Below are 13,937 nucleotides of genomic sequence, written 5' to 3' on the forward strand. Positions count from 1 at the left end.
TCGGCTCCTTTTTTGCGTATCAGTTTGGCTCTATGCCCTACGCGTCCGGCGTATTGTGTAAACCGCATCCATCACGAAAATCGCCAGCGCCACCCAGATAAAGGCGAAGGTCACCATTTTATCCGCACCCGGCACTTCGCCGTAGAAGGTTACCGCCAGCAGGAACATCAGCGTCGGGCCGATATACTGGAAAAAGCCCAGCGTGGAGAGGCGCAGACGCGTCGCCGCGCCGGTAAAGCACAGCAGCGGGATGGTGGTCACCACGCCCGCCGCCATCAGCAGCAGGTTCAGCGACCACGGGTTCTGCCCCATATGGCTGGTCGGGCTATCGGCGATGCCAAACAGATATATCGCGGCGACCGGCAGCAGCCAGAGCGTTTCAAACAGCATCCCGGTTTGCGCATCCACGGCGATCTTTTTACGCAGCAGGCCGTAAAAAGCGAAGCTAAACGCCAGGCCCAGGGCGATAATCGGCAGCGAGCCGAAGGTCCAGAGCTGTACCAGCACGCCGCAGGCGGCCAGCAGCACCGCCAGCCACTGCATCCGACGGAAACGCTCCCCGAGGAAGATCATCCCCAGCAGAATGTTCACCAGCGGGTTGATAAAGTAGCCCAGGCTGGCTTCCAGCATATGATGGTTATTCACCGCCCAGATAAACAGCAGCCAGTTACCGCCCACCAGCACCGCAGAGAGCGCCAGCAGCAACACTTTTTTTGGCGTCTTCAGCAGCCTTTTGACCTGCGGCCACTGGCGGCTGACGCTAATCAGCGCCACCATGAAGAAGAAGGACCAGATCACGCGGTGAGTCAGGATTTCATCGGCGGGAACATAGTAGATAAGCTTGAAGTACGCTGGCGCGATACCCCAGATAAAATAGGCGGCCAGGGCCAGGAGAACCCCTACCCGCGTTTGTTTAGCGTCCATCGGTACAAATCCATTGCCAAAGAGAGTGATGTTACTCGATTTAGGCCGATCAACCCACCATATACGTCGCTGTGGCGCTGGCGATATACACCTGCTCTTCGTTATGCAACTCGACGCGGGCTACCGCCACTTTGTTACCGGCGCGCAGCAGGCTGCTGGTGGCGGTAAAGCGTTCCCCGCGGCCTGGACGCAGGTAGTCGACGCGCAGATCGATGGTACCCATCCGCGACAGGCGCTGGCGCAGCTCCTCTTCATTGATGGTGTCGTGCCGGGTGAGCGTACTGCCGACGCATACTAGTCCCGCAGCGACGTCCAGCGCTGAGGCGATCACGCCGCCATGTAAGATGCTCTGCGCCCAGTTGCCGACCATCATCGGCTGGTTGTTGAAACTCAGCTGGGCAAATTCCTTTTCATAGTGCTCCAGCTCCAGTCCTAAGGCACGATTAAACGGCATATGGTAGACGAAGATCTCTCCCACCAGCTTCAGGGCGGCGGCGGCGGTCAGTTCAGACATAACAGCATTTCCAAAGGTTAATGAAATGTTGATTTTATGCTTCTAAAATATTGATTTCTACTTTAAGAACGGATAACAGGTCAGATGCCGCATAAATAGGTAGAATGCTGCCTGGGTTAAACAGAAATAATAAATATCCATCCAGGAGAACAGCAATGCGTATCTCTTTGGCCTGCCTGCTGGCGCTTATTGCGCTTCCGGCCGGCGTTCTGGCGCAGGACGCGCCGGTGAATAAACAGGTCCACGACACCCCTGCCGTTCGCGGGAGTATTATCGCCAACCTGTTACAGGATCATGATAATCCGTTCCTGCTCTATCCCTATGAGAGCAACTATTTGCTCTATACGTGGACCAGCGATCTTAACAAAGAAGCGATTCGTAGCTACGACTGGGCCGAGAACGCGCGTAAAGATGAAGTGAAATTCCAGCTCAGCCTGGCGTTTCCGCTGTGGCGGGGGATACTCGGCGAAAACTCGCTGCTGGGCGCTTCGTATACGCAAAAATCCTGGTGGCAGCTCTCCAACAGCAAAGAGTCCGCGCCGTTTCGCGAAACCAACTATGAGCCGCAGCTGTTCCTCGGTTTCGCGACCGATTACTCGTTCGCTGGCTGGACGCTGCGCGACGTTGAGATGGGTTATAACCACGACTCTAACGGCCGTTCCGATCCCACCTCCCGCAGTTGGAACCGCCTCTATACCCGGCTGATGGCGCAAAACGGCAACTGGCTGGTCGAGGTGAAGCCCTGGTACGTGATTGGCAGCACCGACGATAATCCGGATATCACCAAATATATGGGTTATTACCGCCTGAAAGTGGGCTATCAACTGGGCGACGCCATTCTCAGCGCCCAGGGGCAATATAACTGGAATACCGGCTACGGCGGTGCCGAGCTCGGGGTGAGCTATCCGATCACCAAACACGTGCGCGTCTATACTCAGGTCTATAGCGGTTATGGCGAGTCACTCATCGATTATAACTTCAATCAGACCCGCGTCGGCGTCGGGCTGATGCTCAACGATCTGTTTTAATCGTTGCACTCTGGCTCTCAGGCGCTGAAAATAGCGCCTGTTTTCTTTTCAGGCATATGGGGTCAACGTGGCGCAGGCGGAAGTATTGAATCAGGAATCGCTGGCTAAGCAGGTTTTACAAGAGACCTTCGGCTACCAGCAATTTCGCCCGGGCCAGGAAACCATCATTGATACGGCGTTGGCCGGGCGCGATTGCCTGGTGGTGATGCCAACCGGCGGCGGCAAGTCGCTGTGTTATCAGGTTCCGGCGCTGGTACTGGGCGGTCTCACCGTCGTGGTATCGCCGCTTATTTCCTTGATGAAGGACCAGGTCGATCAACTGCTGGCTAACGGCGTGGCGGCGGCGTGCCTGAACTCAACGCAGAGCCGGGAGCAGCAGCTGGACGTGATGGCCGGCTGCCGCAGTGGGCAGATTCGCCTGCTGTATATCGCCCCGGAGCGCCTGATGCTGGACAACTTCCTTGAGCATCTTACGCACTGGAATCTGTCGATGGTGGCGGTAGACGAGGCGCACTGTATATCCCAGTGGGGACACGATTTCCGTCCGGAATATGCCGCGTTAGGGCAGCTGCGCCAGCGGATACCGCACATCCCGTTTATGGCGCTGACCGCCACGGCCGATGACACTACGCGTCGCGACATTGTCCGCCTTCTGGACCTGAACGACCCGCTCATTCAGGTCAGCAGCTTCGACCGTCCCAACATCCGCTATATGCTGATGGAGAAGTTTAAGCCGCTGGATCAGCTGATGCGCTACGTGCAGGACCAGCGCGGTAAGTCGGGCATTATCTACTGCAATAGCCGGTCAAAAGTGGAAGATACCGCCGCTCGCCTGCAAAGCCGCGGCATCAGCGCCGCGGCCTACCACGCCGGGCTGGAAAACCATATCCGCGCCGACGTGCAGGAGAAATTCCAGCGCGACGACCTGCAAATCGTAGTGGCAACGGTGGCCTTCGGTATGGGTATCAACAAACCGAACGTCCGCTTTGTGGTGCATTTCGATATTCCCCGCAATATTGAGTCTTATTACCAGGAGACCGGGCGCGCCGGGCGCGATGGGCTGCCTGCCGAAGCGATGCTGTTTTACGATCCGGCGGATATGGCGTGGCTCAGACGCTGCCTTGAAGAGAAGCCTGCCGGGCCGCTGCAGGACATTGAACGCCATAAGCTCAACGCGATGGGGGCCTTTGCCGAAGCGCAAACCTGCCGCCGTCTGGTGCTGCTCAACTACTTTGGTGAGGGGCGCCAGGAGCCCTGCGGCAACTGCGATATCTGCCTCGACCCGCCGAAACAGTACGACGGCTTAATGGATGCGCGTAAGGCGCTGTCGACGATTTACCGCGTCAACCAACGTTTTGGTATGGGCTATGTCGTGGAAGTGCTGCGCGGCGCTAATAACCAGCGTATTCGCGATATGGGGCACGATAAGCTGCCGGTCTACGGTATCGGGCGCGAACAGAGCCATGAGCATTGGGTCAGCGTTATCCGTCAACTTATTCATTTAGGGCTGGTGACGCAGAATATTGCCCAGCACTCTGCGCTACAGCTTACCGAGGCCGCGCGTCCGGTCCTGCGCGGCGACGTAACGCTACAGCTTGCCGTACCGCGTATTGTGGCGCTGAAGCCGAAAGCGATGCAGAAATCCTTCGGCGGTAATTACGATCGTAAGTTGTTCGCTAAGCTGCGCAAACTGCGTAAAGCGATTGCCGACGAAGAGAATATCCCGCCCTACGTGGTGTTTAACGATGCGACGCTAATTGAAATGGCCGAGCAAACGCCGCTGACGGCCGGTGAGATGCTCAGCGTCAACGGTGTCGGTACGCGTAAGCTTGAGCGCTTTGGTAAAGAGTTTATGGCCCTGATCCGGGCGCACGTGGATGGCGATGATGAGTAGTCAGCCAGACGAAAAAGTGCAAATATAGTTTTCGTCCTGACTATTTTCCTGCGAGTTAATCATGTTGACGCTTTTCTTCACCGTGGCGCTGGTGCATATCATTGCGCTGATGAGTCCTGGCCCGGACTTTTTCTTTGTCTCACAAACCGCTGTTAGCCGCTCCCGCAAAGAGGCGATGATGGGCGTGCTGGGGATCACCTGCGGGGTGATGGTATGGGCGGGCGTAGCCCTGCTCGGCCTGAACCTGATTATCGAGAAGATGGCCTGGCTGCATACCATTATTATGGTCGGCGGCGGACTGTATCTGTGCTGGATGGGCTTCCAGATGCTGCGCGGCGCGCTGAAAAAAAGCGAAGCGGCAGCGGCGGTTGAGCCTCAGGTCGAACTGGCGCGCAGCGGCCGGAGCTTCCTTAAAGGGCTGCTGACTAATCTGGCTAACCCAAAAGCGATTATCTATTTTGGCTCCGTGTTCTCGCTGTTTGTCGGTGACAGCGTCAGTTCCGGCGCGCGCTGGGGGATTTTCCTGCTGATCGTACTGGAGACGCTGGCCTGGTTTATGGTGGTTGCCAGCCTGTTCGCCCTTCCGGGCATGCGCCGCGGCTACCAGCGGATGGCGAAGTGGATCGACGGCATCGCCGGTACGCTATTCGCTGGCTTCGGTATTCATCTGATTATTTCGCGTTAACCCTTCAGCGTCCCGCCCAGGAGATTATGGGCGGGCCGGGTATTAATGACGGAGCTGCTGCAAATCGTCGGACGTGAGGCCGGTCATTTCCATAACCGCAATAGTATCAATGCCCGGCTCGAGCATGGCCTTTGCGACGTTAAGAAGCGCAGCACGTTCGCCCTCTTTTATGCCTTCCTTAATTGCCCTTCTGCATACCTTCCTCAAGCCACTTTTCTGCCAGAGTCATCAGTACGGTAATTTGTTGTTTATCTATACATCAGGCGTGGCGGGCGGAAGCCAGCAGGGCGCCGACCAGCATAAACAGGGAGCCAAAGACCTTGTTTAGCGCTTTCATCTGCTTCGGTCCCTTAATCCACGCGGCAATACGCTGCGCCAGCGTGGCGTAGCCAATCATCACGATAATATCGACCACGATGGTGGTGATGCCGAGCACGAGGTACTGCATCACCTGGGGCTCATTCGGCACGATAAACTGCGGGAACAGCGCGGCGAGGAACACGATGCTTTTCGGGTTGGTCAGATTTACGAAGACCGCGCGTTTAAAGAGTTTGCCGCGGGTCTGCGCTTTCGCCAGGGTGTTAAGATCGATAGAGCCGGCAGCTCGCCATTGCTGAATGCCGAGCCAGATAAGATAAGCGGCACCCGCCCATTTAAGAATTTCAAAGGCCAACAGCGAACGGGAAAACAGCGTGCCCAGGCCAATACCCACCAGCACAATATGGATGCCGAGCCCGGTCTGCAGACCGGCAATAGAGGCCGCCGCGCCGCGATAGCCATGGTTGATTGAGGTGGTCATGGTATTTATCGCCCCGGAGCCGGGTGACAGGCTGAGAATAATCGATGTCAGCAGATAGGCAAACCACCACTCGAACGTCATGAGAAACTCCCTGATTGTCTGTTTTTATGCCACAATACGCTATTGTGTAAGCATTGTGTGATGCACGACAAAAAAACGATTTTCAGCGGTTATCAGGGGTGTAAGCCCGATGTTTTTGCAGCAAAAGGACTGGGAAACACGAGAAAACGCGTTTGCGGCCTTTACCATGGGGCCACTGACCGATTTCTGGCGTCAGCGGGAAGAGGCTGAATTTACGGGCGTGGATAACGTTCCGGTGCGCTTTGTTCGTTTCTGCGCCAACAGTCATGATCGGGTCGTGGTTATCTGCCCGGGTCGCATTGAAAGCTACGTTAAGTACGCCGAAGTGGCTTACGATCTTTTCCGCAGCGGCTTTGACGTGATGATTATCGATCATCGCGGCCAGGGGCGCTCCGGGCGAATGCTTTCAGACACCCACCGCGGGCACGTCGTTAATTTCAGCGATTACGTCGACGATCTCGCCGCGTTCTGGCAGCAGCAAGTGGCGCCCGGACGCTGGCGAAAGCGGTTTATACTCGCCCACTCCATGGGCGGTGCCATTGCGACGCTATTTTTGCAGCGCTACCAACAGCATTGCGATGCGATGGCGCTCTGCGCGCCGATGTTCGGTATCGTTATGCGCCTGCCTGACTGGATGGTGCGCCATATTCTCGATTGGGCTGAGGGCCATCAGCGCATTCGTGAAGAGTATGCCCTCGGTACCGGCCGCTGGCGCGCGCTGCCCTTTGCGGTCAACGTACTGACGCACAGCCGCCAACGCTATCGCCGCAACCTGCGTTTTTACGCCGATGAGCCGCAGCTACGGGTCGGCGGGCCTACGTTCCACTGGGTGCGCGAGGGGATTCTTGCCGGCGAAGAGGTGCTGGCCGGTGCGGAGAAAGACGTCACGCCAACATTATTGCTCCAGGCGGAAGAAGAGCGGGTGGTCGATAATCGTATGCACGATCGCTACTGTGAACTTCGCGCCGCTGGCGGTCACCCCTGTGAAGGGGATAAGCCGTTTGTCATAGAAGGGGCATACCATGAGATCCTTTTTGAAAAGGACGCCATGCGCTCGGTCGCGCTAAACGCTATCGTCGATTTTTTTGGTCGACACACTTAATCCGGCGAAACGCTCGTCGCCCTGCTTAGAGGTTAAAATTTTTATGTACCAGGTTGTTGCGTCTGATTTAGATGGCACGCTGCTTTCTCCCGATCACTGCCTAACCCCCTACGCCAAAGAGACGCTGAAGCTGCTTACCGCACGCGGTATCAACTTCGTGTTCGCGACCGGCCGCCACTACATCGATGTTGGGCAAATTCGCGATAATCTCGGCATTAAATCCTATATGATCACCTCGAACGGCGCTCGCGTGCACGATAGCGAAGGAAAGCAGATCTTCGCCCACAACCTTGACCGCGATATCGCCGCCGACCTGTTCGAAATGATGCGTAACGATCGGGCGATTGTGACCAACGTCTATCGTGAAGATGAGTGGTATATGAATCGCCATCGTCCGGAAGAGATGCGCTTCTTCAAAGAAGCGGTGTTTAACTACAAGCTGTACGAGCCGGGCGAGCTGGACCCGGAAGGCATCAGCAAAGTCTTTTTCACCTGCGATAAGCATGAGCATTTGCTGCCGCTGGAGCAGGCGATCAACGCCCGCTGGGGCGATCGCGTGAACGTGAGCTTCTCTACCGTCACCTGCCTTGAAGTGATGGCGGGCGGCGTGTCGAAAGGGCATGCGCTGGAGGCGGTGGCGAAAATGCTTGGCTATAGCCTGAAAGAGTGTATCGCCTTCGGCGACGGTATGAACGATGCGGAGATGCTGTCAATGGCGGGCAAGGGCTGCATTATGGCCAACGCGCACCAGCGGCTGAAAGATCTTCACCCTGAGCTGGAAGTGATTGGCAGCAATGTTGATGATGCCGTTCCCCACTACCTGCGTAAACTCTATCTTGACTAAAAAAGATTGACGATTGTTTTTTTAATGAGCAGTTGTCAACCTGTCACTTCGCTACAATGGGTGTTCTTTACTCTACGAGACATTCATTGTGGCGCTACTGATTATCACCACCATTCTGTGGGCCTTTTCCTTTAGCCTCTATGGCGAATACCTGGCAGGCCACGTTGACAGCTATTTTGCGGTGCTGGCGCGCGTTGGCCTGGCGGCACTGGTGTTTTTGCCCTTCCTGCGCACCCGCGGGCAGAGCCTGACCACTATCGGCCTGTATATGCTGGTAGGAGCGATGCAGCTCGGCATTATGTATATGCTGAGTTTCCAGGCCTATCTGTACCTGACGGTATCTGAGCTTCTGCTGTTTACCGTCCTGACGCCGCTCTACATCACGCTGATTTACGATGTGATGAGCCGCCGTCGCCTGCGCTGGGGCTACGCCTGCAGCGCGCTGCTGGCGGTTATCGGCGCGGGCATCATCCGTTATGACCAGGTGACCAATCATTTCTGGACCGGTCTGATCCTGGTGCAGCTCTCCAACATCAGCTTCGCGATTGGCATGGTGGGCTACAAGCGGCTGATGGAAACGCGTCCGATGCCGCAGCATAATGCCTTCGCCTGGTTCTACATCGGGGCGTTTCTGGTGGCGGTGGTTGCCTGGACGATGCTGGGTAACGCGCAGAAAATGCCGGAAACCTCGCTACAGTGGAGCATTCTGGTGTTTCTTGGCGTGGCGGCATCGGGAATTGGCTACTTTATGTGGAACTACGGCGCCACCCAGGTCGATGCCGGTACGCTCGGCATCATGAACAATATGCACGTGCCCGCCGGGTTGCTGGTGAACCTGGCCATCTGGCAGACGCAGCCACGCTGGCCGAGCTTTATTATTGGCGCTCTGGTGATCCTGGCCTCGCTATGGGTTCATCGACGCTGGGTCGCTCCGCACTCCGCACAAACGGCAAATGGTCGCAAGCGTGATTCCGCGCTGAGCGAATAAACGCTTCGGTGACCGGCTGACGTTGCTCGCCGTCGCGCACCGCGGCGTACAGTCGGCTCCACAGTCCTTCGCCCAGGGTTTTGGTGACCACCAGACCCTGGCGCTCAAAGCTTTCCACTACCCAGTGCGGCAGGGCGGCGATCCCCATCCGCGCCGCCACCATCTGAATTAACAGCAGCGTATTGTCGACGCTTTTCAACTGCGGGCTGATTCCTGCTGGCTGTAAAAAGTGACGCCAGATATCCAGGCGCGCGCGCTGCACCGGGTAAATCAGCAGCATTTCGGTCGCTAAATCCTCAGGCGCAATGCGCATCTTTGCCGCCAGCGGATGGTCCGGCGCCATCACCAGGCGCACTTCGAAATCAAACATCGGTGAATAGTGCAGGCCGCTGCGCGGCAGGATATCTGAGGTCATCACCAGATCCAGCTCGCCCTGCTGCAGGCCCGGCTGCGGATCGAAGATCACCCCGGACTGGAAATCCACTTCCACATGCGGCCAACGGGCGCGAAAACTCTCCAGCGCCGGGGTCAGCCACTGGATACAGCTATGGCATTCGATAGCGATACGCAGCCGGGTTTGCTGCGGCTCATTGCAATCCTGCAGGGCGCGGCTGATTTGCGGCAGTACCTGATTTGCCAGCTGCAGCAGGATCTCTCCCTGCGGCGTAAAGCGTAGCGGCTGGCTTTTACGCACAAACAGACGGAAGCCGAGGCGCTGTTCCAGATCGCTGAACTGGTGGGACAATGCGGATTGGGTCTGGTGCAGGGCCGCCGCCGCCCCTGCCAGAGAACCGCTATTCCGCAACGCCTGGAGCGTTTTCAGGTGTTTAATTTCGATCATGAAAGTCCTTCACTTCGGCATGAATAATTTGCGCTTGAGGAATATACAGTAACTGCCAATTATGGATGTGTAAACATCTGGACGTCTAAATCCTTTATCTTTCGAATTTATGGTGCGTTGGCTGCACTTCCTCACCCCAGTCACTTACTTCAGTAAGCTCCTGGGGATGAGCAAGTTTGCCGCCTTCCCTAAATCCGAAATCTTTCGGATTGCAATTATGAGGCTCAAAAAATGACAATTATTAACCACACCCTCGGTTTCCCTCGCGTTGGCCTGCGTCGCGAGCTGAAGAAAGCGCAAGAAAGCTACTGGGCGGGCAATACCGGCCGCGAAGAACTGCTGGCTGTCGGCCGCGAGCTGCGCGCTCGTCACTGGGCTCAACAGAAGCAGGCCGGCGTTGACCTGCTGCCGGTAGGCGATTTCGCCTGGTACGACCATGTTCTGACCACCAGCCTGCTGCTTGGTAACGTGCCGGCTCGTCATCAGAACAAAGACGGCTCCGTTGATATCGATACCTTGTTCCGCATTGGCCGTGGCCGCGCGCCGACCGGCGAACCGGCGGCGGCGGCGGAAATGACCAAATGGTTTAATACCAACTACCACTACATGGTGCCGGAATTCGTAAAGGGCCAGCGGTTCAAACTGACCTGGACCCAGCTGCTGGATGAAGTGGATGAAGCACTGGCGCTGGGTCACAAGGCGAAACCCGTCCTGCTCGGGCCGGTTACTTACCTGTGGCTCGGTAAGGTTAAAGGCGAGCCGTTCGACCGCCTGAGCCTGCTGAACGATATTCTGCCGGTTTACCAGCAGGTGTTGGCTGAACTGGCAAAACGCGGCATTGAATGGGTGCAGATTGATGAGCCGGCGCTGGTACTGGAACTGCCGCAGGCGTGGCTGGATGCCTTCAAACCGGCTTACGAGGCGCTTAGCGGCGAGGTTAAGCTGCTGCTGACCACCTACTTTGAAGGCATTACCGATAACTTCGATACCATCGCCGCGCTGCCGGTACAGGGTCTGCACGTGGACCTGGTGCACGGCCAGGATGATGTCGCCGAACTGCATAAACGCCTGCCTGCCGACTGGCTGCTCTCCGCCGGACTGATCAATGGCCGCAACGTCTGGCGCGCCGATCTGAGCGAGAAATACGCGAAAATTAAAGCTATCGTCGGTCAACGCGAACTGTGGGTCGCCTCTTCCTGCTCCCTGCTACACTGCCCAATTGATTTGAGCGTGGAAACGCGGCTCGATGCTGAAGTGAAGAGCTGGTTTGCCTTCGCCCTGCAAAAATGTGAGGAGCTGGCGCTGCTGCGAGATGCGCTGAACAGTGGCGATACCACCGCGATTGCTGAATGGAGCGCGCCGATTCAGGCCCGTCGCCACTCAACCCGCGTGCATAACGCGGCGGTGGAGAAGCGTCTGGCGACCATCACCGCTCAGGACAGCCAGCGCCAAAGCGCCTATCAAGTTCGCGCCGCAGCGCAGCGCGCCCGCTTTAAGCTACCTGCCTGGCCGACCACCACGATCGGTTCTTTCCCGCAGACCACCGAGATCCGCGGCCTGCGTCTGGACTTTAAAAAGGGCAACCTGGATGCGAACAACTACCGCACCGGCATCGCCGAACACATCCGTCAGGCGATTATGGAGCAGGAGCGCCTGGGTCTGGACGTGCTGGTACACGGTGAAGCCGAGCGTAACGACATGGTGGAATACTTCGGCGAACACCTGGATGGGTTTATCTTCACTCAGAACGGCTGGGTACAGAGCTATGGTTCCCGCTGCGTCAAACCCCCGGTGGTGATCGGCGATGTCAGCCGTCCGGAGGCGATTACCGTTGAGTGGGCTAAATACGCTCAGTCGCTGACCGATAAACCGGTAAAAGGCATGCTGACCGGCCCGGTGACCATTCTTTGCTGGTCCTTCCCGCGTGAGGACGTCACCCGTGAAACGATTGCGAAGCAGATTGCCCTTGCGCTGCGCGACGAAGTGGCGGACCTGGAAGCCGCTGGTATCGGTATCATCCAGATCGACGAACCGGCGCTACGCGAAGGTCTGCCTCTGAAGCGTAGCGACTGGGATACGTATCTGGCGTGGGGCGTGGAAGCTTTCCGCATCAACGCGGCGGTAGCGCAAGACGACACGCAAATCCACACCCACATGTGTTACTGCGAGTTCAACGACATCATGGATTCTATCGCCGCGCTGGATGCGGACGTCATTACCATCGAAACTTCGCGCTCCGATATGGAGCTGCTGGAGTCGTTCGAAGCGTTCGACTATCCGAATGAAATCGGGCCGGGCGTGTACGACATTCACTCTCCGAACGTGCCGAGCGTGGAGTGGATCGAAGCGCTGCTGAAGAAAGCCGCGCAGCGTATCCCGGCCGAGCGCCTGTGGGTAAATCCGGACTGCGGCCTGAAAACCCGCGGCTGGCCGGAAACCCTGAGCGCGCTGACCAACATGGTCAAGGCCGCGCAGAACCTGCGCCAGGCATAGTGTAGCCACGCTTTCCGGCTCCCGGATGGCAGCATAATAACCACAGCGCTATTCAGTGCTCTTCCCCCGGTGGCGGCTGACGCCTTACCGGGTCTACGGGGTTACCGCCGTCTGTGGGCAGGTAGCCCGAATAAATGCAGCGCAACCCGGGAAATGTGCTCATCCTGACCACTATCTGCTCAAGGAGGCTTCGGCCTCTTTTTTCGTTTCTGCTGCCGGCAAAACGATCGTTAATTCGCCTTTATGACGCTCCTCACAAATATAATAACATTATATTGTTATAACAATTGCACACAAAAATAATAAAGGAACCTCTGTATGGACTACAACAAGGTGGGACACGCGATTGTGAAACACTGCGGCGGCCTGGCGAATTTGCTGCACGTGACGAACTGTATGACTCGCGTACGGATGACCATAAGCGATCCATCGCGGGTCGATATCGCCGCGCTCAAAAGCATCGAAGGCGTACTCGGCGTGGTGGAGGACGATACCCTGCAGGCGATCGTCGGGCCGGGCAAATCGACCAAGGTCGCAAACGTGATTAACGATCTGCTTAAGGGGCAGCCTGCGGATGCTACCCCGTTAAGCGATGTTGAGCAAAAAGCAAAGCTGGCGCGGGAAAAGGCGAAAAAGCAGACCCGTAGCAAAATTATCCTTAAACATATCGCCAATATTTTTGTACCGATCCTACCGTCGTTGATCGCCGCCGGTATTCTGATGGGGATTAACAACTTGCTGGTGAACTCCGCCGCCTCCTGGGCGCTGGCGCATCAGGTGGCGGCGCTGGGGGATCTGTCGCCAACCCAGGTGGTGCTCGATCAACGGCACCTGCTCGGCATCAGCCAGTTCCTTGATATCGTCTCTAAAGCGCTGTTCGGCTTCCTCGCCATCTATACCGGCGTGACGGCGGCGAAAGAGTTTGACGGCAACGCGGTGATGGGCGGCCTGCTGGGGGCGATCACCATCGTGCCGCAGATTACTGCGCTGGGGCTGATTCCGGGGCAGGGCGGGCTGATCGGCGTCATTCTTTGCGCCTGGCTGATGTGCCTGTTGGAAAAGCAGGTTCGGCGCTTTGTCCCGGATATTGTTGATGTGGTGGTCACGCCGACCATCGTACTGGTGGTGATGGCAGCGGCGCTGCTGCTGGTGATTATGCCGGTGGCGGGCGTTATTTCTAACGGTATCCTCCACGGGCTAAACGGCCTGCTCTCTACCGGCGGCATTGCGGCGGGCTTTGCGCTCTCGGCGCTGTTCCCGTTCCTGATCTCGCTCGGCCTGCACCATGGCTTGTTCCCTATTCACCTGGAGATGATCAACGCGACCGGGCACGCTCCGTTGTTCGCCATTCAGATTATGTCCAACGCCGGAATGGTTGGCGCGGCGACGGCGGTTCTGCTGCTGACGCGCGATCCGATGATGAAGAAAATCGCCAAAGGGGCGATCCCGACCTCCATCCTGGCGGTGGGAGAGCCGACGATTTTCGGCGTCAATATCCCGGCCGGTTTCGCCTTTATTACCGGTTCTATCGGCGCCGGCTTTGGCGGAATGATGGTGGTGCTGCTGGGGGTTTCGACCAACGGCGTGGGCGCCGCCGGGCTCTCCGCGCTGCCGCTCATCGCCGACGGTAAATATTTACAGTACATCCTCTCATGGTTAACCGGCTGCGCCGCAGCCTTCGTGCTGACCTATATCGTCGGCAAAGTACGCGGTTACGATAAAGAAACGGCGTGAAGGAAGAGTG

12 protein-coding genes and 1 pseudogene are annotated in these 13,937 nt (G+C 57.2%); 8 read left to right on the top strand and 5 right to left on the bottom strand.

Annotation, left to right across the window (positions count from 1 at the left end; genetic code table 11):
- Positions 1-30 precede the first annotated feature (30 nt).
- Both rarD and yigI read right to left on the bottom strand, forming a co-directional pair.
- Entirely contained in the window at positions 31-924 is an 894-nt protein-coding gene (gene rarD / locus KCG39_RS19605; protein ID WP_142467946.1) for an EamA family transporter RarD, read from the bottom strand.
- A gap of 49 nt (positions 925-973) precedes the next feature.
- On the bottom strand, positions 974-1,438 hold the full coding sequence (gene yigI / locus KCG39_RS19610) for an acyl-CoA thioesterase YigI (protein WP_142467945.1): 465 nt from the start codon (positions 1,436-1,438) through the stop codon (positions 974-976).
- A gap of 155 nt (positions 1,439-1,593) precedes the next feature.
- Here yigI and pldA point away from each other — a divergent pair, with 155 nt between their 5' ends.
- From pldA to rhtC, 3 genes are all read left to right on the top strand, one after another.
- Positions 1,594-2,466, top strand: coding sequence for a phospholipase A (gene pldA / locus KCG39_RS19615; RefSeq protein WP_049114613.1), 873 nt, complete (start codon positions 1,594-1,596; stop codon positions 2,464-2,466).
- 67 nt (positions 2,467-2,533) lie between these two features.
- Complete coding sequence (recQ, locus tag KCG39_RS19620; RefSeq protein WP_142467944.1) at positions 2,534-4,360, top strand: ATP-dependent DNA helicase RecQ; 1,827 nt, start codon at positions 2,534-2,536, stop codon at positions 4,358-4,360.
- A gap of 61 nt (positions 4,361-4,421) precedes the next feature.
- Positions 4,422-5,045, top strand: a complete 624-nt coding sequence (gene rhtC / locus KCG39_RS19625) for a threonine export protein RhtC (RefSeq protein ID WP_004127480.1) — start codon at positions 4,422-4,424, stop codon at positions 5,043-5,045.
- Positions 5,046-5,087: 42 nt separating this feature from the next.
- Here rhtC and KCG39_RS28005 read toward each other — a convergent pair.
- Positions 5,088-5,280: pseudogene (locus KCG39_RS28005) on the bottom strand (ISNCY family transposase); the annotation flags it as partial.
- 24 nt (positions 5,281-5,304) lie between these two features.
- Complete coding sequence (rhtB, locus tag KCG39_RS19630) at positions 5,305-5,925, bottom strand: homoserine/homoserine lactone efflux protein (protein WP_004127485.1); 621 nt, start codon at positions 5,923-5,925, stop codon at positions 5,305-5,307.
- 109 nt (positions 5,926-6,034) lie between these two features.
- Here rhtB and pldB point away from each other — a divergent pair, with 109 nt between their 5' ends.
- The 3 genes from pldB to KCG39_RS19645 all read left to right on the top strand — a co-directional run bounded on the left by pldB (position 6,035) and on the right by KCG39_RS19645 (position 8,859).
- Positions 6,035-7,027 carry a lysophospholipase L2 gene (gene pldB / locus KCG39_RS19635; protein ID WP_004127488.1) on the top strand — a complete coding sequence of 331 codons (993 nt, stop codon included), beginning with the start codon at positions 6,035-6,037 and terminating at the stop codon, positions 7,025-7,027.
- A 43-nt stretch (positions 7,028-7,070) separates the two neighbouring features.
- Entirely contained in the window at positions 7,071-7,871 is an 801-nt protein-coding gene (gene yigL, locus KCG39_RS19640) for a sugar/pyridoxal phosphate phosphatase YigL (protein WP_004127491.1), read from the top strand.
- An 88-nt stretch (positions 7,872-7,959) separates the two neighbouring features.
- On the top strand, positions 7,960-8,859 hold the full coding sequence (locus tag KCG39_RS19645) for a carboxylate/amino acid/amine transporter (protein WP_004127495.1): 900 nt from the start codon (positions 7,960-7,962) through the stop codon (positions 8,857-8,859).
- Here KCG39_RS19645 and metR read toward each other — a convergent pair.
- A complete protein-coding gene (gene metR, locus KCG39_RS19650) occupies positions 8,747-9,700 on the bottom strand; it encodes an HTH-type transcriptional regulator MetR (protein WP_004127498.1) in 954 nt (317 codons plus the stop codon). The two genes, KCG39_RS19645 and metR, sit on opposite strands and share 113 nt — an antisense overlap.
- Before the next feature lie 231 nt (positions 9,701-9,931).
- Between metR and metE the strand changes: the two genes are divergently transcribed.
- Positions 9,932-12,193, top strand: a complete 2,262-nt coding sequence (metE, locus tag KCG39_RS19655) for a 5-methyltetrahydropteroyltriglutamate--homocysteine S-methyltransferase (protein ID WP_142445073.1) — start codon at positions 9,932-9,934, stop codon at positions 12,191-12,193.
- A gap of 318 nt (positions 12,194-12,511) precedes the next feature.
- Entirely contained in the window at positions 12,512-13,927 is a 1,416-nt protein-coding gene (locus KCG39_RS19660) for a PTS transporter subunit EIIC (RefSeq protein ID WP_004127504.1), read from the top strand.
- Positions 13,928-13,937 lie beyond the last annotated feature (10 nt).

Origin of the sequence: Klebsiella pasteurii (genome assembly GCF_018139045.1) — a bacterium.
Lineage (GTDB): Bacteria > Pseudomonadota > Gammaproteobacteria > Enterobacterales > Enterobacteriaceae > Klebsiella > Klebsiella grimontii.